Consider the following 22,244-nt stretch of genomic DNA (forward strand, 5'->3'; position numbering starts at 1 on the left):
TTCACGCTGATCGCCTTACCCCAGTTCTTCCCTCGCGGCTCTGTGCCGACCTCTCTCTGTTTCCCACGCCCCGATCCTGCTCCCGCTCAAACTTGTAACATTACTGTTTGAATTTGTTTAAAAATTGATTTTAAGCCGAAGCGCCTTGCGTATAATCCGCCCATAGCGTTCCTGACAAAAGGGTGAGATGGATGATTCCCCAGCATGACTTTTTGGCCCTGACCCGCCGCCACGAGTGGCAGCTTGAGCCCTTTTCCTATGCGTTGGCCAATGGCGACAGGGTGAGTGTCTGGGATACCGGCGTGCTCTGCCTCGAGCCCGCCTCCGGGGCCGGTGATCAACCGGGTGGGCGCAAGGATATCGTGCTCTCCTGCGGCATCCACGGCAACGAGACGGCCCCCATCGAGATCTGCAACCAGTTGCTGAGCCGCCTGCTCTGCGGCGAGCTCAGGGCCCGTCACCGGGTACTGTTCCTGTTCGGCAACCCGGCGGCCATGAACCTGGGCGTGCGGGAAGTGGAGGAGAACATGAACCGGCTCTTCTCCGGTGCCCACAGCAAGGGGGAGGGGCTGTGCAACCAGGAGCGGATCCGCGCCATGCGCCTCGAGCAGTATGTGAGCCGCTTCTTCGCCGATCCGGCCAGACCCCGCTACCACTACGACTTGCACACCGCCATTCGCGGTTCGCGCCATGAGAAGTTTGCCGTCTACCCCTTCCCCCACGAGCGGCCTCACTGCAAGGAGCAGGTACAGTTTCTCGGTGCCTGCGGCGTGCGCACCATTCTGCTCTCCAGCGGCCCCACCACCACCTTCAGCTATTACAGCTCCCATCACCATGGCGCTCACGCCTTCACGGTGGAGTTGGGCAAGGTGCGCCCGTTCGGCGAGAACGACATGACCCGTTTCATCGAAACCCGGCAGGCGCTGCAGGATCTGGTGACCCGGGATGAGGTGGAGCTGGAGCCCTGGCGAGCGGATGACTTCACCATCTTTGCCATCGATCGGGTGATCAACAAACGCTCGGAGCAGTTTCGTTTCCTGTTTGCCAGCGATGTGGACAATTTCACCGAATTTCCCCAGGGTTTCGTGCTGGCCGAGGATGGCGAACTGCGCTACATGGTAGAGAAACCGCGGGAGGCGGTGGTGTTCCCCAACGCCAACGTGGCTATCGGCCAGCGCACCGTGTTGCTGGTGGTGCCGACCCGGCTGTGGGAGTAACCCGGCGCTACCCCTGATGACAATCTCAGGCTGCCGCCGGCCTTGCCGGCCGTGCAGCTCGGAGCGGGAGCCCCAGGAGCTCCCGCTCCGCCCTGACAGGGAGCCCGACGTGGCTCCCTGTTTCGTTTTCTTTCAGCCGAAAAATCCAGCTTCTTTCTGAAATTAAAGAAGTTTCTACTGGTCTTACCTGGCTAAATCTCATTGCCCTTTGGTTAACAATCTATTTACATTCAAAGGGTCACCTCATGGTGGTGACGTTGACAACGGCAAGGAGCCAGTTATGACCCATGTCGACATCCCTTTCCTTCGTTACCTCGATGAGGAAGGGCGCCCGGTCGCCACACTACCGACCTGGCTGGACAAGGCGATGCTGCACACCTTCTACCGAAACATGGTGATGGTGCGCAGTTATGACAAGAAAGCGATCGCGCTGCAGCGAACCGGCAAGCTCGGCACGTTTCCCTCCCATCTGGGGGCCGAAGCGGTCGGAATAGGCGTCGGGCTCGCCATGCAGCCGCAGGATGTCTACGTGCCCTACTACCGGGACATGCCCACCCTCTATGTGCGGGGCGTGCCCATGGAGAAAAACCTGCAGTACTGGGGCGGGGACGAGCGTGGCAGCGTCTTTTACAAGGCGGATGGCGAACTCTCCGAGGATCTGCCCATCTGCGTGCCCATCGCCACCCAGATCACCCATGCCGCCGGCATCGCCGCGGCCTTCAAACTGCGCAATCAACCCAGGGTCGCCGTGGTGACCATCGGCGATGGTGGCACCTCCAAGGGGGACTTCCTGGAGGGGCTCAACTGTGCCGGCGTATGGCACCTGCCCATGGTGATGATCATCAACAACAACCAGTGGGCCATCTCGGTGCCGCGCAAGCTGCAGTCGAGCGCCCCCACCCTGGCCCAGAAGGGCATAGGGGCCGGTGTGCGCAGCATCCAGGTGGATGGCAACGACGTGGTCGCCGTTTATGAGGCCACCCGCAGCGCCGTCGAACGTGCCCGTAGCGGCAAGGGGCCGACCCTGATCGAAGCGGTCAGCTATCGGCTGGGGGATCACACCACGGCCGACGATGCGACCCGCTATCGGGAAGCGGCCGAGGTGGAAGCCGCCTGGGCCAAGGAGCCGGTCAAGCGGCTGCGTCAGTTCATGTTTGAACAGGGCTGGTGGGACGAGCAGCAGGAGCAGGCACTGCTGGCCGAGGCGGCCCGCGAGGTCGAGCGCGCCGTGGCCGTCTATGAAGGAACCGCGGCGCAGGCCCCGGAAACCCTGCTCGACTATCAGTTTGCCGAGTTGCCGAAGGATTACCGCACGCAGCGCCAGCGCATCATCGCCAAGGGCATGCAGCAGCACAGCGGGGAGGAAGCATGAGTGATATGACGTTGCTCGAGGCCGTCAATCTGGCGTTGCATCACGAGATGGAGCGGGACCCGGATGTGGTGGTGCTCGGCGAGGATGTGGGGGTCAACGGCGGGGTGTTTCGCGCCACCGTGGGCCTGCGCGACAAGTTCGGCTTCAAGCGGGTGATCGACACGCCGCTGGCCGAGGGGCTGATCGCCGGGGTGGCGGTCGGCATGGCCACTCAGGGGCTCAAACCCGTGGCCGAATTCCAGTTTCAGGGGTTCATCTTCCCGGGCATGGAGCAGATCATCTGCCAGGCGGCGCGGATGCGCAATCGCACCCGGGGCCGCATCACCTGCCCCATCGTCTACCGTTCCCCCTACGGCGCCGGCATTCACTCCCCCGAGCACCACAGCGAGAGCGTGGAAGCCCTGTTTGCCCACATTCCCGGGCTGCGGGTGGTGATCCCCTCCAGCCCGAAGCGGGCATATGGCTTGCTGCTGTCGGCTATCCGTGACCCGGATCCCGTGATGTTCTTCGAGCCCGATCGCATCTATCGCTCCATGAAGTCCGACGTGGTGGATGACGGCATCGGCCTGCCGCTGGATGTCTGCTTCACCCTGCGTCCCGGCCGCGACCTCACGGTCGTCGCCTGGGGGGCCTGCATCCAGGAGGTGATGCGGGCAGCGAACCTGCTGGCGGAACAGGACATTCAGTGCGAGGTGCTGGATCTGGCCACCATCAAGCCGCTGGACATGGAGAGCATACTGGCATCGGTGCGCAAGACCGGTCGCCTCTTGGTGGTGCACGAGGCGTGCGGCAGCTTCGGAGTCGGCGCCGAAATCGTGGCACGGGTCACCGAGGAGGCGCTCACCTCCCTCAAGGCACCGCCCAGACGGCTCACCGGGGTGGACGCCGCCGTCCCCTACTACCGCAACGAAGAGTATTACCTCATCACCGAGCAGGACATTGCCGATGCGGCTCATCAGCTGATGGAGAACCAGTGGCTATGAAATTTTTCAAATTACCGGATCTGGGTGAAGGCTTGGCCGAAGCCGAGATCGTCGAATGGAAGGTCAGCGCCGGCGATACAGTGAGTGTCGACCAGGTGTTGTTGTCAGTAGAGACGGCCAAGGCGCTGGTGGATGTTCCTTCGCCGGTAGCGGGGGTCATTGCCAGGCTGTGTGGTGCCGAGGGGGACATTCTGCACATAGGTGCACCGCTGGTGGAGTTCGAAGGCGGCGAGGATGACGGCACCGTGGTCGGCAAGGTCAACGCCCATCAGCAGCATATCGAGGATCACTTCGTGGTGGGCGCCATCGCCCCCGGCGGCGCCCTGGTGCAGGCCATGCCGGCGGTGCGCCTGCTGGCCCAGAAACTGGGGCTCGACATCGAGCGGATCAAGGGCAGCGGCAGTGCCGGCATGGTCACCGAGCAGGACGTGCAGCAGGCGTTCGAGGCCCAGCAGAGCAGCGGCAACGAGTTCCTCAAGGGCTCGCGCCGGGCCATGGCCAAGGCGATGGAGCTCTCGCACCAGACGGTGGTACCGGTCAGCATCACCGACGAGGTGGACTTGCGCCACTGGCGTCCCGATGAAGACGTCACGGTGCGTCTCATCAAGGCTATCGGCGTGGCTTGTCGGGCCGAGCCCTCCATGAATGCCTGGTTTGACGGCGACACCCTGTCAAGACGGCTGTTCAGGGAGGTCAACGTGGCTATTGCGGTGGATTCCAAGCATGGGCTCTACGTGCCGGTAATGGAGAACGTGGCCGAGCGGGAAGGGGCTGATCTGCGCCAGGGGCTGGATCGCATGATCGCCGACGTGAAGGCGCGCGCCGTACCGCGCGAGATGCTGCAGGGGGCGACCATCACCCTCACCAACTTCGGCGCCATCGCGGGCCGCTATGCCAGCCCGATCGTGACGCCGCCCCAGGTGGCCATCATTGGCGCGGGCAAGTTGTTCGAGAAGGTGGTGTTCATTCATGGGGAGGCGCGCCCGGTCAGAGCGCTGCCACTGTCGATGACATTCGACCACAGAGCCTGCACCGGCGGCGAGGCGGCACGCTTCCTCAAAGCCCTGGTTCAAGCACTGGAAGCACCTACGCTGTAACGTTTGTGCCCTGCCGTGGCAGGGCACAAATTGTTTGCGTAATCCCCAAAGCCACGTATAATCTCAACCAGCTTGAAAGGGCGATAGTTATGTCAATGAATATGATGTTTTACATCTTTTCCTGTTGTTCATAAGTTAATCCCGTTTTTTGAGCTTTATCCGCTGAAAAGCATAAGTAATTATTTTGAATACAGGTTTAAAGATATGTCTAACATGATCACCGGTACCGTTAAGTTTTTCAACGAAACCAAAGGTTTTGGCTTCATCCAGCAAGAAAACGGCCCGGACGTTTTCGTTCACTTCAGCGCCATCCAAGGTAACGGCTTCCGTACCCTGGCTGAAGGTCAGCGCGTACAGTTCTCCGTGACCCAAGGTCAAAAAGGCCCGCAGGCTGAGAACGTAACTGCTCTGTAATTCTTACAGAATTTAAGAAAGCCGTGGTGCCTTTGGGTTCCACGGCTTTTTGTTTATGGGCGCTTTTCACCGTCCGTCGGTGGGAGGCGTGACCTTCTACTTCTGCATGTTGTGCCGACTATGCTGCCATCCCTTCTGCTCGCCGCCACTCTGATAGCCTCCACCGATAAACAGGGGCCGAACCTCGTTGAGAAAGGGGCCATGGCCGTGTGCCAGCAGTTTGTGCAGGTGCGGGTGGGTGCTGGCAGGCACCCGGACGAGATCAGGGCGCAGCCGTTGCCGCAACGGGCGGGGGAGTGGATGGTCGATGGCAAGATAAAAGGACCCGAAGGTCCTTTGCTGTTTGCCTGTCTGTTGCGTCAAGGGAAACGCTGGGAGCTGCTCAACTTTTCGCTGTGGGCTCCCAAGGAGGTCAAAGCGGTTTGAGTGCCACCAGAAGGTGCTGCAGGTGTTCCACCATGGTCATGCCAAAGGGCGTCAGATAGCCGCCATCTTCCGCGCTGATGAGTCCCTGCTGGTGCAGGCGAACTGCCGCCTGGCAGAGTTCGTCGGACATGTCGCTGCGCAACTTGATCCCCAGGCTCATGTTGGCCGGATCAAAGCATGCCAGTATTTTCAAATCGTTTACAAACTCGCTGGAAACCTGGTCGATCCCGATCATGAATGCACTCCTTACGCTAAAGATGTATGCAAACTAGCACTCCCGGATCCACTTTAGTGGGCGCTGGCTCAAACTATTGGGCTTTCTCTCTCCCTGGCGTGCTCGAACGCTGCTTTTTTGGCCGTCATCTGGTGAATAAATTGAGAATTGTTTGAGTCCGGCTTTGCAGCGTCAAACATGATAGGATAGGGCTTCCTTTGTCTATCTGGCCGATATTGTCTGTCGGCCCCCGGTTCAAGGCGCATTCCATGGTCAAGATCACACTGGTATCCCTGCTGCACACCCTGGGTTCCCGTTTTTCCGTCTACCCGGCCTCCCTGCTGTTGCCGCTGCTCGAACAACATGAAGGGGATCTCTGGCTACCCGCCTGCAAGGGGGCTGATGTCGCCGCCCTGCGTCAGCATGGCAAGGGCGCAACCGCGCAGAGCCTGGCGCCGCTGACGGCAGCCTGGTGCGACTTCGCGACCGGTGAAGAGGGGGCGACGCCTGAGCTGGACGCGCTGGCCAACTACGACAGCGAGATGATGGACAACCTGCAGATGTACTGGCACAGCCCGGCCAAGATCAACAGCCCGATCACCGACAATCTGTTCGAGCTGCGCCGCGAGGTGGTGGAAGAGGCTCATGGCGGCAAGCTGGCCGATGCCTGGGACAGCGCGCAGCAGGCTCGTCTTGCACAGATCCTGGCGGGGGCGAAGGCCGGTCGGGAGCAGCTCTGTTTCGTCGAAGTGGAGGCGGCATACTGGCTGCGCCAGCGCCTTGGCGAGATGGCGGAGATCGACCTGGTGACTCCTGAGCTCGGGTGAACCGGTTCAAAAATCGGTGACCGATCTCTCATACTGGACAAGGCGCCGGCAAGATGTGAACATGGCGCCCTTTATTGCACAAGAGACTTGACCGATGAGCTATGAACTGAGCGACACCGAGCGCAATGCAGCGCTGCAACTGAACGCGGACTACCGCTTTGATCACTTCATCAGCAAGCTGGTCGAGCACGAAGAGCTGTTCGTTCTGACCGACGAGCACGGCGTCATGATGCTGACCACCGACGATGAAGACTGCATCCCGGTATGGCCGCACCCGGAGTACGCCAAGGCGTGGGCCGAAGGGGAGTGGGCCGACTGCAAGCCGCAGTCCATCACCCTCAAGGTGTGGCTGGAGCGCTGGATTGACGGCATGGAGCAGGATGAGCTGTGCGTGGCCGTCTTCCCGACGCCGGATCAGGAAGGTATCGTGCTGGAGCCGGCCGACGTAGCCGACGCCATCGCCCAGAAGCAGGCCAAGCGCGGCTAAGCGCCTCCTGCCTCAGCAGCAACCCAGGTTGCAAAAAAGACCCCGCCACTGTGCGGGGTCTTTTTGTTGATGGCCTTGGCACACCCTGGCAGAGAAGCGGGTTGCCCTATTTTTGCTGATAGGTGGTGTCAACCAGGGTGACGGGCGGGAAGGGCTGGCCAGCCTTGATGGCGGCCCGGGTCTGCGCCTTGGTCTCTTCATCAATCCAGAGCAGGCCGCCGTAGCTGTAGCCACTGTTGCTGCCGTCCAGCGGCCAGTAGAGCAGTTCGCTCTTGGGCGTCGCCGGCAACTTGGGCAGTTTTATCCAGCGCCAGGCCCCCTCCCGGGTGTAGGGCACCTGATAGGCGGGCACGAAGCTGGCCAGTTCATAGAGTCGCTGCTGGATCTGGCGCGACAGCGCCGCCTTTTTGGCGAAGTCGAACTCCTTGTCGTACTGCTCCACCAGGGCTGTGATGGCGTCGTCATTTATGTTCATGATGTTGTTGGTCTGCGGCTTGTTGGCGTTGACCTTGTGGAAATATTCCCAGTAGGCGGGATAGCGGCTGGTGCTCCAGCCCATCCAGGCGCTCTGGTGTTTCTTCTCCAGCATCGACTTGAAGCCGGCCGAGGCATCCATCAGGTTGAGCTCGAGGTTGAGCCCCGCCTTCTTGGCCTCTTCGCGCAGCAGGGTGAGGCGCTGGGCGTGCTCCGCCGTGGTGTAGGTGATGCTCAGGGTCAGCGGCTGGCCCTTGTCGTTTTGCAGGGTGCCGTCGGGGCCTGGCTTGGTGAAACCGGCCTTGGCGAAGTACTGGCGTGCCAGCTCGGGGTCAAACGGGCGGGCCTTGAGCCCCGTGTTGGTGAACTCCCCCTGGCCTGAGCCGTAACTAGTGAGGCGTTGGTAGTCCCCCCGCAGCAGGGTGGTGAGCATCTTGTCGAGGTTGAGGGCATGCTGGATGCCGAGCCGCACATTGACGTCGCGCAGCAGCGGATCGGCGGTGTTGAGATAGAGCCCCATGGGGGACTGGGGGGTCTGGTTGTAGAACCAAAGTCGCTCGATATAACCCTGCTCGAACTCCGGCGTCCTGGTCTTGTCGTGCCACCAGTTGGGCATGACCAGCGGGAAGGTATCCAGCTCGCCGCGCAGGAAATGTTGCCAGGCGATGTTCTGATCCCTGAGCACCTTGAGCTCGATCCGGTCCGGGTTGAAACGGTGCTGGAAGTAGCGCTCGTCATTGCCCCACCAATCCTTGACCCGTTCGAAGGTGACCGACTTGCCCTTCTTCACCTCGCCAAGCTGGTAGGGGCCGGTCACCGGCAGTACCTTCCAGTTGTACGCCTTGACCCAGTCGGCGGTGATCTTGATGGCGTGGCTGGGGGCCGGGGTGAAGGGGAGGGATTCCAGCAGATCCTGGCGACTCTTGGCACTGCCGCTGGAGATGGCCAGGGTGTGGTCATCAAACTTGGTGACGTCGCTTATCTGGGTGCTGTAGTAGTTGTTGTACCAGGGGTCGTTGATCTCCTTGCTGCGCAGCAGCTTGAGGGTGAACAGCCAGTCATCGGCGGTGACCGGTTGGCCATCAGACCAGCGCGCCTTGGGGTTGATGCGCAGATAGAGGGTCTTGTGGTCGGGCCCAAAGGCCCATTCGTTGGCCAGCATGGGCATGGGATTGCCGGTGACGGGGTGGGTACTCAAGAGCGGCAGGTTGGTCTCCCGCACATAGCCGGCGAAGCCGCCGTTGGAGTCCGGACCGTACACCCGCAGGGTCAGCGGAAAACTGGTCATGAAGCCGCGAAAGGTGCCGCCCCGCTTGGCGGCCGGATCCGCGAACACCGGATCCATGTTGTTGCTCTCCCATTTGAGGTCAGCCGGCAGGGTGGCGCTCCAGCCGTAGTGGCTCAGGCAGAGGGTCAGGGTGATGGCACTGGTGCGCAGAAGGCGCGGGATGATCCGGGGGCCGGCGGTGACTGTCGATGGCATGTCCTTGCTCTCCTGATGGCTGCGTCCTGCAGGCCATGTGTTGATGACGCGAGCCCCGTTGGGGGCTGGCTCATCATGAAAAGTTTCTCCGCCCCGGTCAATGGCGACGGGTAAATAAGCGTCAGGCGGCGGTCTGCGATTTGAACCAGCGCAGCCGCCCGCCCAGCAGATGCACCACGAACCCCAGCAGCACCAGGGCAGAACCCAGCCACTGCAAGGGGGTGGGGTGCTCGTCCAGTAACAGGGCCGCTGCCACCATGCCGACGCAGGGCACCAGCAGGGAGAGGGGGGCCACCTGCGCCACCGGGTAGCGCATCAGCAGCCGCCCCCACAGGCCGTAGCCGAGCCAGGTGGCGACAAAGGAGAGATAGAGCACGCACAGGATCCCCTGCCAGCTGATGTTGAGCAGGCTGCTGGCCATCAGCTCGGGTCCCTCGAATAGCCAGGAGAGGGCGAAGAAGGGGAGGATGGGCACCAGCCCGCCCCAGGCGACCAGGCTTGGCAGAGAGGTCTTGTAACGCAGGCCGATCTGGCGATTGATGACATTGCCAAGGCCCCAGCAGGCGGCGGCGCAGAGGGTCAGCACGAAGCCGAGCAGGGTGAGATTGCCCTCGCCATGGGTGGCGATGAGGTAGAGCCCGGCCCCCGCCAGCGGCAGGGCCACCCAGTGGTGGGGTTGCCAGCGCTCCCCCAGCCAGATCATGGCGAACAGCAGGGTGAACACCACCTGGGATTGCAGCACCAGCGAGGCCATGCCCGCCGGCATGCCGAACTTCATGGCGCAGAACAGAAAGGAGAACTGGCCGAGGCTGATGGCACCGCCGTAGGCCAGCAGCCAGCGCCAGGGCATGGCGGGTCTGGGGACCAGCAGGATGGCGGGAAAGACCACTCCGACGAAGCGCAGTGCCCCCAGCAGCAGCGGCGGGATCCCCTCCAGCCCCCACTTGATGGCGACGAAGTTGAGCCCCCAGCAGAGGATGACCAGAGCGGCCAGAAACTTGTCCTTGGTGTGCATGTCACGTCCTTGAAAGAGTGGCCCTTGCCAGGCGGTGCCCAAAAGAGGACGAGCATACCCTCGTCTGGGTGGGCGCCGTCAAGCGGCCAGGCGGGGGAGCAATCCCGCAACAGGCGGCAAGGTACTACTCAGGCGGCGACGCAGTGCACTGTGATGCCGCGCGCAGTCAGGGTGGATCGCATGGTGACGGGCAGGGCGTCGTCGGTGACCAGCACGCCGATCTGCCCTGGCGTGCCGAGCGGACTTGGGTGGATGGCGCCGAACTTGCTGCTGTCGGTGATGACCACATTGGTCACCCCCTTGGCCAGCACGCTGTTGACCACGTCGGCCCGCATCATGTCGCGGCCGGTGAAGCCCACCTCGGGATGAAAGCCGTCCACCCCGATGAAGGCCTTGGAGAAGTGCACCTGCTCGATGCACAGCCGGGTCAGCGGCCCCACCACGCTCTCGCTCTGATGCTGGAACAGGCCGCCGAGCAGCACCACCTGGGCCTGGGTGTCGCGCAGCAGGTGGGCGATGTAGCTGCTGATGGTGATGATGGTGACCCGCTTGTGCAGGGCCAGATGACGGGCCAGCAGGGCGTTGGCACTGCCTCCCTCGATAAAGACCGTCTCGCCATCCTCCACCAGCTGGGCGGCGCGCTCGGCGAGGCGCTCCTTGAGCAGGTAGTTGATGTTCATCCGGGCGTCGGGGTCGTCGCTCTCCAGCGCCATGGCCGAGCCGTGCACCCGTTTGAGCAGTCCTTGCTTCTCCAGCGCGGTCAGGTCGTTGCGCACCGTCACCTCCGAGACCCCGGTACGTTGGGAGAGCTCGCTCACGCTCATCTTGCGGGCCTGATGGACCAGGGTGAGGATCAGTTGGTGGCGTGGGTTCATGGGACCTCGCTGGCTGGCAGTGGATAGCGGCAAGCCACCGCACGGGTGGCTTGCCGGTCATAATGGGGCACAGTTGCCCCTGGTGGAGCCTGTCAGAGACAGTGCTCGGTGCGGGCGATGATATCATCTTGCGCATCGGGGGATAAGGCGGTGAAGAAGGCCGAATAACCCGCCACCCGCACCACCAGATCCCGATACTGGTCGGGATGGGCCTTGGCCGCCAGCAGCGTCTCGCGCGAGACGATGTTGTACTGCACGTGCCACCCCTTGTGCACCTCGAAGAAGGTGCGCAGCAGGCTCATCAGCTTGGCCTTGTCCCGCTCGCTCTCTAGGCTGGCCGGGCTCAGCTTCTGGTTGAGCAGCACGCCGCCGAGGATGGCCGGGGTGGGCAGCTTGCCGAGGGAGTTGAACACCGCCGTGGGGCCGAGGCGATCCGAGCCCGACGCTGGGCTGGCCCCTTCCGCCAGCGGGGTGTGGGCGTGGCGGCCATCCGGGGTGGCCATGGTGGCCGCACCGAACGGCACGTTGGCCGAGATGGAGGAGGTGCCCGCATAGTAGGTGCCGCCGATGGGGCCACGACCGAAGCGGGTGTTGTGCAGCCCCTTGAGCTCGTCGATGTAGCTCTGGTAGGCCTGCACCAGCAGCAGGTCGACCTCGTCCAGATCGTTGCCATATTTGGGGGCTGCATTGGTGAGGCGCTGGCGCAGCTGCTCGCCCTGCAATCCGGCAAAATCCTGCTCGAGCGCCTCGGCCAACTCACGCTGATCCACCACCCCCTGCTCGAACACCAGTTTCTTCAACGCTGCCAGGCTGTTGCCCAGGTTGGCGATCCCTACCTGCAGGCCGGAGACCCAGTCATAGACGGCGCCCCCCTGCTTGATGGTTTTGCCGCGCTCGATGCAGTCATCCACTAGGGCGCTGCAGAGGATGTCGTGGGCCTGAGCTTCCAGCACACTGTCGACCACGCAGTCGATCTCGATGGACTTGCGGGTGAAGTAGCGCACCTGCTCGTCCCAGCGGGCCATCACCTCTTCGAAGTGGCTGAAGGTGCCGTCCCGCAGTGACTGGGGCTGGGGCAGGAAGACCTTGCCGGTGGTGGCATCGTGGCCGCCATCGAGCGCCGCCAGCAGGATACGGGCGAAGTTGATGAAGCTCATGCCGGTGCAGCGATAGCCCCACTTGCCGGGCACTGCGGTCTCGATGCAGCCGATGGCGGCGTAGTGGTGGGCATCCTCCTCGCTCACCCCGAGCTTGATGAACTCGGGGATCACCACCTCGTCGTTGTTGAAGGCGGGCATGCCGAAGCCGCAGCGGATCACCTGGATGCAGGCGTCGAGGAAATCCTCGCTCATGCCGGCGTGGTAGCGCACCGAGAGGTTGGGCTGGGTCGAGCGCAGTTGGCCGCAGGACTCCAGAATCGCGTAGGAGAGGCCGTTGACTGCGTCGTGGGCCTTGCCATTGCGCCAATTTTGGCCGCCGATGGTGACGTTTTGATAGAGCGGGCTGCCGGCGGAGGCCTTGGAGTGGGTGCCGGAGCGGATCTTGTTCACCTCCAGCAGCTTGAGCCAGCACCCTTGCAGCAGCTCGATGGCGCGGGTGCGCGGCAGGGATTCCGACAATTCCACCTCGCGGCGATACCAGGGGTAGAGGTACTGGTCCATCCGGCCAAACGACACCGAGTGGCCGTTGGACTCGATCTGCAGGATGAGCTGGATGAAGTAGCAGAGCTGCAGCGCCTGCCAGAAGGTCTCGGGTGGCCGGTGGGCGATGTGGGCGCAGTTGAGGGCGATGGTCTCAAGTTCACTTCGGCGCTCGGGGCGCGGCTCCTGCTGCGCCAGTTCACGGGCCAGTGCGGCGTGGCGCTCGATATGCTGGCTGACGGCATCGAAAGTGATGGCGACGGCCTGCAGGAACTGCTCGCACTGCAGATCGGCCCAGTCCGCCAGATCGAGCCGACCACGCCGCTCGGCCACCCTGGCCTTGAGGCCGTCGAGACCGAGGGCAAGCAGCTGCTCGTAGTTGACCGCGAGGTGGGCATCCCCCGAGGTCATGTTGCCCTCGGCCTTGATGATGCCGCTCTCCAGCAGCCCCTTCTGTTCGTCGGTAAAGAGGCCGTAGCAGCGATCCTGCACCGTCTGGCCGCGCCAGAAGGGGGTGAGGGCGTGGATGGCCAACTTGTCCGCCTCGCTCACCGCAAAGCCGGCGCCGGGGCGATCCGCCAGCTCGTCGATCTCCTTCTCGATCCAGCCCACCGTGTATTCGGGAAAGAGCGGCGCTGCCCGCACCTGACTCGCCTGGTTGCCGACGATGAGCTCGTCGTGCTTGATCCAGATGGTGCGCTCCTTAAGGTGATGGGCCAGCGCGAGAGCACGGCGCACCGGCAGTGGTCTTGCCAGGTGGGCCTGATAGGCCTCTGTATAGTGGCGGGCCCGCTCGGTGCAGATCGGCGGCTGGACGATGTGGATCAGGCTCTCCTTGTGGGCGCGGATCCGCGGGGGCAGGGTGGTGAGGTCGAGCTGGGTCATGGTCTTATCCTCTGGTCATTGGGCAGCGAATGGCTGATGTCATGGGGTCTGTCTAGCCCCGGGTGAGCGGGGTCAGCCCCTGCGCACGGGCACACTCATGGGCAAAGGCGAGCAGTGCCGGGTCATCGAGTGGCTGGAGGGGGGCCTGATAGGGTTGGTCGAGCAGGGCGTACTTGCCCGCGCCCAGGGTGTGGTAGGGGAGAAAGTGGATCTCCTGTACGGTGCCGAGGCTGGCGGCGGCCTGGGTGATGGCCTCGATGGAGGCGCGGTCGGCATTGAAGCCGGGGATGAGCGGCACCCGGATCTGCATGGCCACGCCGCGCTCGGCCAGCCGCTTGAGGTTGGCCAGGGGCAGGGCGACCTTGCCGCGGGTCCAGTCGAAGAAGCGCTCCTCATCCACATGTTTGAGATCCGCCAGCAGCAGGTCGAGGTGGGGGAGGCTGGGTTCAATCTGGTGCCAGGGCACGTGCAGGCAACTTTCCATCGCGGTATGCAGCCCCTCGACCTTGCAGCGGGCCAGCAGGTTGGCGGCAAATGCGGGCTGCATGAAGGGCTCGCCGCCGGAGAGGGTGACCCCGCCGCCACTGCGCTCGAAGAAGGGGCGATCTCGCAGGATGGTGGCCATCAGGGTGTCCAGGCTCTCCTCCCGGCCGCACACCTGCAGCGCTTCGCTGGGGCAGAGGCCGCGCAGCCGTTCCACATCCTGATTGCCGAGGGATGAGCGGGTGAGCTGGACACCCTGGCTGTCACGCAAGATTGCCGGGCAGGCGTCGCTGCAGAGCCGGCATCCCTCGATGCATTGGCGCCGGTCGAGTAGTATGTCCGGCTTGGGAGAGCGGCTTTCCGGGTTTTGACACCAGCGACAGGCCAGCGAGCACCCCTTGAGAAACACCAGGGTGCGAATGCCGGGGCCATCGTGGGTTGAATAGCGTTGCAGGTCGAAAATCATACCGCCTCCTTTTGTTTTTGCATTCTATTTTCTTTCGTTCGAAAGTTGATTTGGTTTTGATCAAACAATGCGCGGATGTTATGTCGCTAGAATGGCGACAGATTGCACATCCCCTTAAGGAGTCAGAGATGGAGCTTTATCTCGATACTGCCGATGTGGCTGCGGTGCGCCGCTGGTCACGGATCCTGCCGCTGGCCGGCGTCACCACCAACCCGTCCATTACCGCTGCCGGTGGCATGCCGCTGGCCGAGCTGCTGCCAGCCCTGCGGGAGGCGCTGGGGCCCAAGGCGCGGCTGTTTGCCCAGGTGATGGCCAAAACCGAGACCGAGATGGTGCGCGAGGCATTTGCCCTGCGTGAGCTGGACCGGGACCTGGTGATCAAGATCCCGGTATGTGAAGAGGGGCTGGCGGCCATCAAGACCCTGACGGCCAACGGGGTGCCGACCCTGGGCACGGCGGTCTATACCCCGCTGCAGGGCTGGCTGGCGGCGGTGGCGGGGGCCGAATACGTGGCGCCCTACGTCAACCGGCTGGATGCCCAGGGGGGCGATGGCATCGCCACCGTGCAGGAGCTGCAACAGCTGCTGGCGCTGCACGCGCCGAACAGCAAGGTGCTGGCAGCCTCCTTCCGCACCCCGCGCCAGGCCCTCGACTGCCTGCTGGCGGGTTGCCAGTCCATCACATTGCCGCTCGACGTGGCCGAACAGCTGCTGCGGGTGCCGGCGGTGGACGCGGCGCTGGCGAAGTTTGATCAGGATTGGCAGCGGGCGTTTGCCTGAGCCTGTTTGAAGGCAGGATGATGAAGGGGCGGCAGGCGGGCTAAGCTAGAAGAGAGGGCCCGCTGTGACGGGCCGGTATCGATGGCTGACCGGAGGTGCCCCATGAGCGACCATACCCTGCTGCCCCACGGTGAAGATCTGCGCCGCGCCGTGCGCTGGCTCAGCGAGCACCATCAACACGACATCCGGGCCATCGAAGAGGCCTGCATCCGCTTCGATCTGTCGCCGCTGGATGAGGAGTTCCTCATCCAGCACTGCGTCGAGCGGTCGCGGGAAGGGGACGCCAACTAGACGAAGTTGGCGAGGTTGATGCCGAACTCCTTGGGATCGACCGTACTCTCGATGGTCTCCTGCACCCCGTTCTTGGCAAGATCCAGCCACTGCACCTCGAGGTAGTGGCGCTGGGTTCCGTGATAGATCACCTTCACCACCGGTTTGAGCGGCTCATGAGGATTGCGCTGCATGACGATGGCCAGCCGCTGGTTGGAGAGCTGCACCAGCGTCCCTACCGGATAGACCCCCATGCACTTGATGAACTTGGTGACCAGTTCGGCATCGAAGTGGTGGTTGATCCCCTTGAGCAGAATGCGAAAGGCCTGGGTCGGCTGCATCCCCTGCTTGTAAACCCGATCCGCAGTGACCGCGTCATAGACATCGACGATGCCGCTCATGCGGGTATAGAGCGAGAGCTGCTCGCCCTTGAGCCGCTGCGGGTAACCGGTGCCGTCGAGCCGCTCGTGATGGTTGGCGGCCACCTCCAGCATGGTGGCGGTGATACCGGGGGTGTTGCTCAGGATCTCGTAGCTGTGCACCACGTGCTGGCGCATGACCACAAACTCCTCGTCGGTGAGCTTGCCCGGTTTGTTGAGCACCTCGTCCGGGGTCATGATCTTGCCCACGTCGTGCAGCAGGCCGCCCAGGGTCAGCTCCTTGAGCACGCTGCGATCCAGGTCCAGATAGCGGCCGAAGTTCGCCAGCAGGATGGCGACGTTCATGGAGTGTTCCATCAGGTAGGCATCCTTGGCGCGAATGCGGGCCAGACAGAGCATGGCGTCGCCGTGGGTGAACATGGTGTCCACCATCTCCTCGGCCACTGCCGCCAGCGGCGTGATGTCGATGGGCTCCCCCGCCTTGAGGTGGCGGATGAACTTGCCCTGCAACTCGCGAGCCTCCTGATAAAGCCGGCGGATCTTCAGCTCGCGCCCCTCGCCGTTGCCACTGCCGGAGGGACGTTGTGAGCTGGTCGCAGAGACGGCGGGTTGGGGGGAGATGACCTGCTCGATGCCGGGCAGCTTGCTGCGGGCGAGATCGACCCGCACCGTGAGTACGCCGCGCCTGACCAGATCGTTGATCTGCTGACGGGTGGTCACCAGCCCCATCTGGGCAATCTCCATGCCGCCGGTCTGGCTGGTAATGGCGATCACGTACATGCCGGGTTGCAGCTGGTTGACGGGGATAACGGGATGAGGAGTGTGCGACTTCATACGGCTTCCTGACATTATTATTATGCGTGACGTTAGGCCCTCTGTTGGCAGTCTAACACCGGCGCCCGGGTTCGTCATGGCGACATGCTGGCCGGCCTTGGCGCTTAGTGCTGGAGTTGTCGGCCCCGGCCGATATAATGACGCCCCTTTCTTGATGGACTCTGAGGTTGTGCATGCGGCTCGATAAATTTCTTTGCGATTGTTCCGACTTGACCCGCTCGCTGGCGGGCAAACTGATCCGGCAGGGAGAGGTGATGGTGGACGGCATCGTGGTCAAGCAGCCCGCCTTCCACATCAACGAGCAGAGCCAGATCGAGTTCGACGGCGTCACCCTGACTCTGGATCAGCGCAACCGCTACTTCATGCTGCACAAGCCGGAAGGGTATGTCTGCTCCAACGAGGATCCGGATCACCCCACCGTCTTCTTCCTGATGGACGAGCCGGCTATGGGCAAGCTGCACGTGGTGGGGCGGCTCGATCTCGATACCACAGGTCTGGTACTGGTGACCGATGACGGACAGTGGTCCCATCGCATCACCTCTCCCCGTCACGAGTGCGCCAAGACCTATCACGTCTGGCTGGCCGATCCGGTGAGCCCGGATGCCATTGCGCTGTTTGCCGAAGGGGTGCTGCTGCGCAGCGAAACCGAGAAGACCCGGCCGGCCCAGCTGGAGATCCTGGGGGAGTGCGAGGCGCGCCTCACCATCCACGAGGGCAAGTACCATCAGGTGAAGCGGATGTTTGCCGCCATCGGCAACAAGGTGGTGGGGCTGCACCGGGAGCGGGTGGGCGATCTGGTGCTGGACGACGATCTGGCGCCGGGCGAATATCGCGAGCTGACCGTCGACGAAATCGCCCGCTTCTGATCGCCAGGAGTCAGTGGCCGCTGGCTCCCAGCACCAGCACTGTCCCCAGGGTGGCCAGCAGGGTGCCGGCCCAGGCGGCGGCGGACGGCCGCTCACCCGAGTGCCACCACAGCAGTGGCAGCAAGATGACGGGGGTGGTGGAGGAGAGGATGGCCACCATGCCCACATCCCCCTGTTTCAGGGCCACCAGGATCAGCGTCATGCCGAGCGCCATGGCGAGGAATCCGTTGAGGGCTATCATGCCGAAGATGCGACGGTTGATGGGATGCAGCGGCTTGCTCAGTGGCAGCCCGGTCATGCGCAGGGCGCAGTGAGCCAGCAGAGCGCTGCCCATCCTGACGCCGGAGGCGCTCACCGCATCGACGTCGCCGCCCATCATCACCGGTTTGGCGATGATGGCGCCCAGGCTCTGGCAGAGGGCGGCGGTCAGCCCCAGCGCGACCCCGGCTGCCAGGCTGCCCCGTATTTTTTCCCATTCGCTGCCGCTGCTGCGTCGACCAAACAGAATGGCCAGCATGACGCCGACAAACACCAGCATGGCGCCAGCCAGCCGGGAACCGGTCAACTGCTCGTTGAACAGCCAGAGCCCGAGCAGCGCGGAGAACAGCGCATGGCAAGAAAACAGCAGACCGCTGCGACGGGGGCCCAGCCGGTTCATGCAGGCGTAGAGGGCGGTATCGCCGATGAAGATGCCGATGAGGCCGGAGATGGCCAGCAGGGGGAGGGCGCTGCCCGAGAGGGTATGCCAGCCGCCGGTCAAGAGACTCATGCTGCCGAGCATCAGGCTGACCAGGCACATCCGCCAGCGGCTGTAGGCAAATGGCCCCAGATGACGAGCCGGTTTGACGGAAATCAGGGCCGCCACTGCCCATAAACTGGCCGCTGCCAGCGCCAGCCACTCATACCCCATAAAAACTCCTGAAAAAAATAGCCCGAGAGACTCCATCTCTTGGGCAAGCCCGATACAATACGAGGCGTCTTCGGGGATAACAAGCGCGGCATCATGCATTCGTATCCAGGCGCGCCGCCGGCCTTCCCCCTTTCCTGAAATAAGTGCATTGAACGAGGTTTATGTCATGGTTTACCGCTTAGTACGCCGGCCGGCACCACGCTGGCTCTCCCCCTTGCTGCTGGGGCTGCTGCTGACCCCGCCGCTGCAGGCGACCACGGTATCCCAGGATCCCGCGTTGTCGGATCGCCAGACACTGGTCAAGGGCAATGGCGCCGAGCCCGAATCCCTCGACCCGGCCCAGATCCGCTCCGGCTTCCCCGGTGAAGTGGTGCTGGTGGACCTGTTTGAAGGGCTGGTGAGCGAGGATGGTCAGGGCCGGATCGTGCCGGCCCAGGCCCAGCGCTGGGAGACCAGTGCAGACGGGCTGGTCTGGCGTTTCTTCCTGCGCCCGCAGCTCAAGTGGTCCAACGGTGAGCCGCTCACCGCCGCCGATTTCGTCTATGCCTGGCGCCGTCTGCTGGACCCCGCCCAGGCTTCCCCCTCTGCCGGCCTGCTGCTGGCAACCGGCATCAACAATGCCCAGTCCATCTACGCCGGCGCGCTCGATCTCAACACCCTGGGGGTGGAAGCCGAGAGCGAGCAGATCCTGAAAGTGACGCTGGAGCGGCCGGTTCCCTACTTCCTGCAACTGATAAGCCAACGCCCCTTCGTACCGGTCAACGAGAAAGCCATCAGCCAGTTCGGCAAGCAGTGGACCCAGCCCGGCAAGCTGGTCAGCAACGGTGCCTACAAGCTGGTGAACTGGGTACCGAACGAGCGCATCGAGGCGGAGCGCAACGTGCAGTACTGGGATGATGCGCACACCCGGATCCAGCGGGTGACCTATCTGCCGCTCGCCTCCCAGCATGCCGAACGGCTGCGCTACGAGGCGGGAGAGATCCAGCTCACCAACAAGGTGGCGCTGGAGTATTACCAGAAAACCAGAGAGGCAACCCCCGAGCGGATCTGGGGTCTGCCGCTGCTGGGCACCTACCTCTACACCTTCAACCTGCGCCGCCCTGAACTGCAGGACGTGCGGGTGCGCCAGGCACTGGCCATGACCATCGATCGTCATCTGTTGACCGAGAAGGTCAGCGGGCAGGGCGAGCAACCCGCCTGGTCGCTGCTGCCCGGCATGCCGGGCTATGAGGCGCTGAGTTCCCCCCTGGCCCTGCAGGATCAGCAGACCCGGCTGGCCAGGGCGGCGGCGCTGCTGGCCCAGGCGGGCTATGACAGTCAGCATCCTCTCAAGCTGACGCTCACCTACAACACCTCTGAGAATCACAAGAAGCTGGCGCTGGCCGTCGCATCTATGTGGAAGCCGCTGGGGGTCGAAGTGACGCTCAACAACATGGAATGGAACGCCTATCAGGTGGCCAAAGACAGCGGCGATTTCATGCTGGCCCGCTCCTTCCTGTTCGGAGATTACGTGGAGCCCTCTGCCATGCTCAACAGCTTCCGCTGCCAGGATCCCCAGAACGAGAGCGGTTACTGCAACCCGGCCTTCGACGGCCTGCTGCAACAGGCGGCCGATACCCTGGATGGCAATGCCAGAAGCGGGATCTACCACCAGGCCGAGCAGTTGCTGATGGACGAGATGCCGGCCATCCCCGTCTATCACTACAACCAGATGCGACTGGTGGATCCCACCCTGCGCGGCCTGCCGGTGCAGAACCTGAAGGGGGCGATCGCCACCAAGGATCTCTACTTCAGCCAGCAGTAAGGAGCTTGCCATGAAGATTGCCATTCTTTCCGACCTGCACGGCAGCCTGAGCGCGCTGGAGCAGGTGCTCGACCAGCTCGCCCCCTGGCAGCCGGATCACTATCTGCTGCTCGGCGATCTGCTCAATCACGGCCCGCGCAACCCGGTGCCGCCTGGCTATGCTCCCGCGGCCGTGGCCGAGCGGCTCAACGGGCTGGCCTCCCGCATCATGGCGGTGCGTGGCAACTGTGATTCGGAAGTGGATCAGATGCTGCTGGATTTCCCCATCACCGCCCCTTACAACCAGCTGCTGGTGGACGGCCGGCGCTGGTTCGTCAGTCATGGCCATCTCTATCAGCCTGCAGCGGTGCCGCTGCCTGCCGGCAGTCTGTTCATCAGCGGCCACACCCATCTGCCCGTGCTGCAGCGGGAAGGGGAGCTGGTGTTGATGAACCCGGGATCCATCTGTTTTCCACGCGGCAACCTGGCGGCAAGTTATGGCCGCTACGAGGATGGGTTGCTTGGCATTCACGCCTGTGCGGACAGCGAAGTGCTGTTGCAGCTGGCGCTGTAAAAAAGAGAAGGGGGGATGGTTGTGCTGCGGGGCAGCCTGTCGTCGTAACGGGGGAGATCAGGCCTTGATGCCGATGGAGCGGGTACCGGAGCGGGTATTGCCCTTGGCGTCATAGGTCAGGGAGTTGCGATCCCGCACCTTGCTCAGGTAGCTGGCCAGCCGGCGGTTGGAGACGATGCTGAGCTCGAGCAGGCGCCCGTTCAGATCGTTCTGTTCTTGGCAGGCATCGAGTTTCTCACGCAGTACCCGCATCTGCTCGGGATAGGCATTCAGTTGCTGTTTCAGGTCGGGCAGCAGGGCCATGGCCTTGTCCAGCTCTTCAATATCGGCAAGCAGCTTCTGCTTGCGCTCTGCCAGCTCGGGCAGCGCCAGTGCCTGGTGCTGCTTGAGCAGGTTGAACTCCTCCTCCAGCAAGCCCTGCATCTGGGAGAGGTAGTCGTCTTGGGTGTGCAGCAGCGAAGGTAAATCCATCATCCCAGCAACTTGTCGAGGTTGGATTCAAAACTGAACATCTTCTTGGCCACAGCTTCGCTGTCGACCCGATATTCACCATTGGCCACGGCTTTCTTCAGGCTCTCGACCCGGCTTTCATTGCCGGTGGAGGCTGAGTTGAGGTTCTTCTGCATCTGTTGCAATTGCTGCGCCTCGCTGGTCAGAGAGACGGAGTCGGTCTTGACGGCCGCCGCACGGTTGTCGGAGGACGAGGTCGCTGGTTTGGTGCTGGCACCCTGGCTGCTACCGGTATTTTGCAACCGATTGTTCGCCAAGTTGTTGATATTGTTAATAGCCATAGTGTTTACCTTCGCCTGCTTTGCTGTTCGCTTACCTGTTTATCGGTGGCTGCCGTCATAACTTTAGAAAAAAAGTGATCCGAAAATACTCAGAAGGTGACCACCACGGAGCCAACTGCGTTGACTTTTCCCTGCACCGTTTTGCCTGACCGGATATTGACGAGCCTGATCATGTCTCCGAAGCTGCCATCTTGCAAGGCTCGGGCCATGGTTTTGATTTGCATGCTGCTATTTTCTGCGCTGAGGGTCACCTGGTCACCCTTGCAGACGACGCAGACCTGGCTGAGCCGGATGGGCTGGCCCGGCTTGAGTTCCCGCTTGCTGCGAACGCCGATGAGGGCCGTGGTATCGCTGAGATAGTCGCCGCGGATCAGGGTCTGATCCTGGTAGGCCTGTGTCAGCACGCTCTCGCTGAGGATGTCGCCCTTGGCCACCGGCGTGGAGACGGTCACATACGGCTTCTGTATGCTGATCCGCACCGGCAGGTAGAGATCCCAGGGTTTCTCCTCCTCACATTTGAGGTAGACGGTGGTATTGCGGCGGATCTCCATCTTGGCGGGCAGGGTGATGGACAGATGCTCTTCGCAGCGACTCAGGGGCAGACGTTCATCGATGGAAGCGGCCTGCACCTGTGCCTGGGCGTCGAGGGGGACATCGAGCTGGCCGAGCACAAATTCCTGCGCCTTTTCTTGCAAGTAA

Annotated in this window: 24 protein-coding genes; 13 read left to right on the forward strand and 11 right to left on the reverse strand. The window is 62.8% G+C overall.

Translation table 11 applies throughout. The annotated features are described in order from the left end of the window. Nucleotides 1-191: 191 nt before the first annotated feature. The 6 genes from astE to PG897_RS15210 all read left to right on the forward strand — a co-directional run bounded on the left by astE (nucleotide 192) and on the right by PG897_RS15210 (nucleotide 5,509). Nucleotides 192-1,217: a succinylglutamate desuccinylase gene (gene astE, locus PG897_RS15185; protein WP_270829188.1), complete on the forward strand. Its 1,026-nt coding sequence runs from the start codon at nucleotides 192-194 to the stop codon at nucleotides 1,215-1,217. Nucleotides 1,218-1,497: 280 nt separating this feature from the next. Continuing rightward, the gene (gene pdhA, locus PG897_RS15190; protein WP_017782312.1) at nucleotides 1,498-2,589 is read left to right on the forward strand and encodes a pyruvate dehydrogenase (acetyl-transferring) E1 component subunit alpha; all 1,092 of its coding nucleotides are present in this window, start codon (nucleotides 1,498-1,500) and stop codon (nucleotides 2,587-2,589) included. After that, nucleotides 2,586-3,572, forward strand: coding sequence for an alpha-ketoacid dehydrogenase subunit beta (locus PG897_RS15195; RefSeq protein WP_005302805.1), 987 nt, complete (start codon nucleotides 2,586-2,588; stop codon nucleotides 3,570-3,572). The genes pdhA and PG897_RS15195 overlap by 4 nt, the downstream gene beginning before the upstream one ends. Continuing rightward, the gene (locus PG897_RS15200) at nucleotides 3,569-4,669 is read left to right on the forward strand and encodes a dihydrolipoamide acetyltransferase family protein (protein WP_017778578.1); all 1,101 of its coding nucleotides are present in this window, start codon (nucleotides 3,569-3,571) and stop codon (nucleotides 4,667-4,669) included. Before PG897_RS15195 ends, PG897_RS15200 begins: the two co-directional genes overlap by 4 nt. A gap of 204 nt (nucleotides 4,670-4,873) precedes the next feature. Further along, nucleotides 4,874-5,083, forward strand: coding sequence for a cold-shock protein (locus PG897_RS15205; protein WP_005302803.1), 210 nt, complete (start codon nucleotides 4,874-4,876; stop codon nucleotides 5,081-5,083). Nucleotides 5,084-5,203: 120 nt separating this feature from the next. Then, nucleotides 5,204-5,509 (forward strand): hypothetical protein, encoded by a 306-nt coding sequence (locus PG897_RS15210; RefSeq protein ID WP_201883797.1) that lies wholly within the window; start codon nucleotides 5,204-5,206, stop codon nucleotides 5,507-5,509. Here the strand turns inward: PG897_RS15210 and PG897_RS15215 are convergent. Beyond that, nucleotides 5,496-5,744 (reverse strand): TIGR02647 family protein, encoded by a 249-nt coding sequence (locus PG897_RS15215; RefSeq protein ID WP_005302794.1) that lies wholly within the window; start codon nucleotides 5,742-5,744, stop codon nucleotides 5,496-5,498. The two genes, PG897_RS15210 and PG897_RS15215, sit on opposite strands and share 14 nt — an antisense overlap. A gap of 248 nt (nucleotides 5,745-5,992) precedes the next feature. Here PG897_RS15215 and PG897_RS15220 point away from each other — a divergent pair, with 248 nt between their 5' ends. Beyond that, on the forward strand, nucleotides 5,993-6,550 hold the full coding sequence (locus PG897_RS15220) for a hypothetical protein (protein WP_201883799.1): 558 nt from the start codon (nucleotides 5,993-5,995) through the stop codon (nucleotides 6,548-6,550). Between the two features lie 94 nt (nucleotides 6,551-6,644). Next, nucleotides 6,645-7,037 carry a DUF2750 domain-containing protein gene (locus tag PG897_RS15225; protein WP_005302792.1) on the forward strand — a complete coding sequence of 131 codons (393 nt, stop codon included), beginning with the start codon at nucleotides 6,645-6,647 and terminating at the stop codon, nucleotides 7,035-7,037. Between the two features lie 106 nt (nucleotides 7,038-7,143). Here the strand turns inward: PG897_RS15225 and PG897_RS15230 are convergent, their stop codons facing one another. The 5 genes from PG897_RS15230 to PG897_RS15250 all read right to left on the reverse strand — a co-directional run bounded on the left by PG897_RS15230 (nucleotide 7,144) and on the right by PG897_RS15250 (nucleotide 14,358). After that, nucleotides 7,144-8,994, reverse strand: a complete 1,851-nt coding sequence (locus PG897_RS15230; RefSeq protein ID WP_270829189.1) for an extracellular solute-binding protein — start codon at nucleotides 8,992-8,994, stop codon at nucleotides 7,144-7,146. 121 nt (nucleotides 8,995-9,115) lie between these two features. Beyond that, the gene (locus tag PG897_RS15235; protein ID WP_005302790.1) at nucleotides 9,116-10,009 is read right to left on the reverse strand and encodes an EamA family transporter; all 894 of its coding nucleotides are present in this window, start codon (nucleotides 10,007-10,009) and stop codon (nucleotides 9,116-9,118) included. A 128-nt stretch (nucleotides 10,010-10,137) separates the two neighbouring features. Continuing rightward, entirely contained in the window at nucleotides 10,138-10,884 is a 747-nt protein-coding gene (locus PG897_RS15240) for a DeoR/GlpR family DNA-binding transcription regulator (protein ID WP_117402942.1), read from the reverse strand. A gap of 92 nt (nucleotides 10,885-10,976) precedes the next feature. Then, the gene (locus tag PG897_RS15245) at nucleotides 10,977-13,409 is read right to left on the reverse strand and encodes a formate C-acetyltransferase/glycerol dehydratase family glycyl radical enzyme (protein WP_201883803.1); all 2,433 of its coding nucleotides are present in this window, start codon (nucleotides 13,407-13,409) and stop codon (nucleotides 10,977-10,979) included. A gap of 52 nt (nucleotides 13,410-13,461) precedes the next feature. Continuing rightward, entirely contained in the window at nucleotides 13,462-14,358 is an 897-nt protein-coding gene (locus tag PG897_RS15250) for a glycyl-radical enzyme activating protein (RefSeq protein WP_201883805.1), read from the reverse strand. 128 nt (nucleotides 14,359-14,486) lie between these two features. Between PG897_RS15250 and fsa the strand changes: the two genes are divergently transcribed. Then, entirely contained in the window at nucleotides 14,487-15,137 is a 651-nt protein-coding gene (gene fsa / locus PG897_RS15255) for a fructose-6-phosphate aldolase (RefSeq protein WP_017765632.1), read from the forward strand. Nucleotides 15,138-15,239: 102 nt separating this feature from the next. Then, nucleotides 15,240-15,428 carry a hypothetical protein gene (locus tag PG897_RS15260; protein ID WP_201883806.1) on the forward strand — a complete coding sequence of 63 codons (189 nt, stop codon included), beginning with the start codon at nucleotides 15,240-15,242 and terminating at the stop codon, nucleotides 15,426-15,428. Here PG897_RS15260 and PG897_RS15265 read toward each other — a convergent pair. Then, nucleotides 15,425-16,621: an HD-GYP domain-containing protein gene (locus PG897_RS15265; RefSeq protein WP_005302778.1), complete on the reverse strand. Its 1,197-nt coding sequence runs from the start codon at nucleotides 16,619-16,621 to the stop codon at nucleotides 15,425-15,427. The genes PG897_RS15260 and PG897_RS15265 overlap by 4 nt on opposite strands. Nucleotides 16,622-16,794: 173 nt before the next feature. Here PG897_RS15265 and rsuA point away from each other — a divergent pair, with 173 nt between their 5' ends. Continuing rightward, complete coding sequence (gene rsuA, locus PG897_RS15270) at nucleotides 16,795-17,487, forward strand: 16S rRNA pseudouridine(516) synthase RsuA (RefSeq protein ID WP_010633459.1); 693 nt, start codon at nucleotides 16,795-16,797, stop codon at nucleotides 17,485-17,487. 10 nt (nucleotides 17,488-17,497) lie between these two features. Here the strand turns inward: rsuA and PG897_RS15275 are convergent, their stop codons facing one another. After that, complete coding sequence (locus PG897_RS15275) at nucleotides 17,498-18,397, reverse strand: DMT family transporter (RefSeq protein ID WP_017786258.1); 900 nt, start codon at nucleotides 18,395-18,397, stop codon at nucleotides 17,498-17,500. A gap of 166 nt (nucleotides 18,398-18,563) precedes the next feature. Between PG897_RS15275 and PG897_RS15280 the strand changes: the two genes are divergently transcribed. Together PG897_RS15280 and yfcE are read left to right on the forward strand one after the other, a co-directional pair. After that, entirely contained in the window at nucleotides 18,564-20,201 is a 1,638-nt protein-coding gene (locus PG897_RS15280) for a peptide ABC transporter substrate-binding protein (protein ID WP_270829190.1), read from the forward strand. 10 nt (nucleotides 20,202-20,211) lie between these two features. Further along, nucleotides 20,212-20,754 (forward strand): phosphodiesterase, encoded by a 543-nt coding sequence (yfcE, locus tag PG897_RS15285; protein ID WP_010633462.1) that lies wholly within the window; start codon nucleotides 20,212-20,214, stop codon nucleotides 20,752-20,754. Nucleotides 20,755-20,811: 57 nt separating this feature from the next. On the opposite strand, the gene PG897_RS15290 is transcribed toward yfcE, so the two are convergent. From PG897_RS15290 to flgA, 3 genes are all read right to left on the reverse strand, one after another. After that, nucleotides 20,812-21,228: a flagella synthesis protein FlgN gene (locus tag PG897_RS15290; RefSeq protein WP_270829191.1), complete on the reverse strand. Its 417-nt coding sequence runs from the start codon at nucleotides 21,226-21,228 to the stop codon at nucleotides 20,812-20,814. Further along, complete coding sequence (gene flgM / locus PG897_RS15295; RefSeq protein WP_005302771.1) at nucleotides 21,225-21,545, reverse strand: flagellar biosynthesis anti-sigma factor FlgM; 321 nt, start codon at nucleotides 21,543-21,545, stop codon at nucleotides 21,225-21,227. Before flgM ends, PG897_RS15290 begins: the two co-directional genes overlap by 4 nt. Before the next feature lie 89 nt (nucleotides 21,546-21,634). After that, the gene (flgA, locus tag PG897_RS15300) at nucleotides 21,635-22,240 is read right to left on the reverse strand and encodes a flagellar basal body P-ring formation chaperone FlgA (protein ID WP_010633464.1); all 606 of its coding nucleotides are present in this window, start codon (nucleotides 22,238-22,240) and stop codon (nucleotides 21,635-21,637) included. Between the last annotated feature and the right edge of the window lie 4 nt (nucleotides 22,241-22,244).

This window comes from Aeromonas sp. QDB20 (assembly GCF_027707805.1).
GTDB lineage: Bacteria > Pseudomonadota > Gammaproteobacteria > Enterobacterales > Aeromonadaceae > Aeromonas > Aeromonas dhakensis.

Coding starts and splice junctions, on each gene's coding strand:
- PG897_RS15205 (WP_005302803.1), top strand. CDS start 4,874: ATGTCTAACATGATCACCGGTACCGTTAAGTTTTTCAACGAAACCAAA.
- PG897_RS15280 (WP_270829190.1), top strand. CDS start 18,564: ATGGTTTACCGCTTAGTACGCCGGCCGGCACCACGCTGGCTCTCCCCC.
- PG897_RS15245 (WP_201883803.1), bottom strand. CDS start 13,409: ATGACCCAGCTCGACCTCACCACCCTGCCCCCGCGGATCCGCGCCCAC.
- yfcE (WP_010633462.1), top strand. CDS start 20,212: ATGAAGATTGCCATTCTTTCCGACCTGCACGGCAGCCTGAGCGCGCTG.
- pdhA (WP_017782312.1), top strand. CDS start 1,498: ATGACCCATGTCGACATCCCTTTCCTTCGTTACCTCGATGAGGAAGGG.
- PG897_RS15235 (WP_005302790.1), bottom strand. CDS start 10,009: ATGCACACCAAGGACAAGTTTCTGGCCGCTCTGGTCATCCTCTGCTGG.
- PG897_RS15275 (WP_017786258.1), bottom strand. CDS start 18,397: ATGGGGTATGAGTGGCTGGCGCTGGCAGCGGCCAGTTTATGGGCAGTG.
- PG897_RS15200 (WP_017778578.1), top strand. CDS start 3,569: ATGAAATTTTTCAAATTACCGGATCTGGGTGAAGGCTTGGCCGAAGCC.
- PG897_RS15215 (WP_005302794.1), bottom strand. CDS start 5,744: ATGATCGGGATCGACCAGGTTTCCAGCGAGTTTGTAAACGATTTGAAA.
- PG897_RS15210 (WP_201883797.1), top strand. CDS start 5,204: ATGCTGCCATCCCTTCTGCTCGCCGCCACTCTGATAGCCTCCACCGAT.
- PG897_RS15250 (WP_201883805.1), bottom strand. CDS start 14,358: ATGATTTTCGACCTGCAACGCTATTCAACCCACGATGGCCCCGGCATT.
- PG897_RS15240 (WP_117402942.1), bottom strand. CDS start 10,884: ATGAACCCACGCCACCAACTGATCCTCACCCTGGTCCATCAGGCCCGC.
- fsa (WP_017765632.1), top strand. CDS start 14,487: ATGGAGCTTTATCTCGATACTGCCGATGTGGCTGCGGTGCGCCGCTGG.
- flgM (WP_005302771.1), bottom strand. CDS start 21,545: ATGGCTATTAACAATATCAACAACTTGGCGAACAATCGGTTGCAAAAT.
- PG897_RS15225 (WP_005302792.1), top strand. CDS start 6,645: ATGAGCTATGAACTGAGCGACACCGAGCGCAATGCAGCGCTGCAACTG.
- PG897_RS15290 (WP_270829191.1), bottom strand. CDS start 21,228: ATGATGGATTTACCTTCGCTGCTGCACACCCAAGACGACTACCTCTCC.
- PG897_RS15220 (WP_201883799.1), top strand. CDS start 5,993: ATGGTCAAGATCACACTGGTATCCCTGCTGCACACCCTGGGTTCCCGT.
- PG897_RS15265 (WP_005302778.1), bottom strand. CDS start 16,621: ATGAAGTCGCACACTCCTCATCCCGTTATCCCCGTCAACCAGCTGCAA.
- PG897_RS15260 (WP_201883806.1), top strand. CDS start 15,240: ATGAGCGACCATACCCTGCTGCCCCACGGTGAAGATCTGCGCCGCGCC.
- astE (WP_270829188.1), top strand. CDS start 192: ATGATTCCCCAGCATGACTTTTTGGCCCTGACCCGCCGCCACGAGTGG.
- PG897_RS15230 (WP_270829189.1), bottom strand. CDS start 8,994: ATGCCATCGACAGTCACCGCCGGCCCCCGGATCATCCCGCGCCTTCTG.
- rsuA (WP_010633459.1), top strand. CDS start 16,795: ATGCGGCTCGATAAATTTCTTTGCGATTGTTCCGACTTGACCCGCTCG.
- PG897_RS15195 (WP_005302805.1), top strand. CDS start 2,586: ATGAGTGATATGACGTTGCTCGAGGCCGTCAATCTGGCGTTGCATCAC.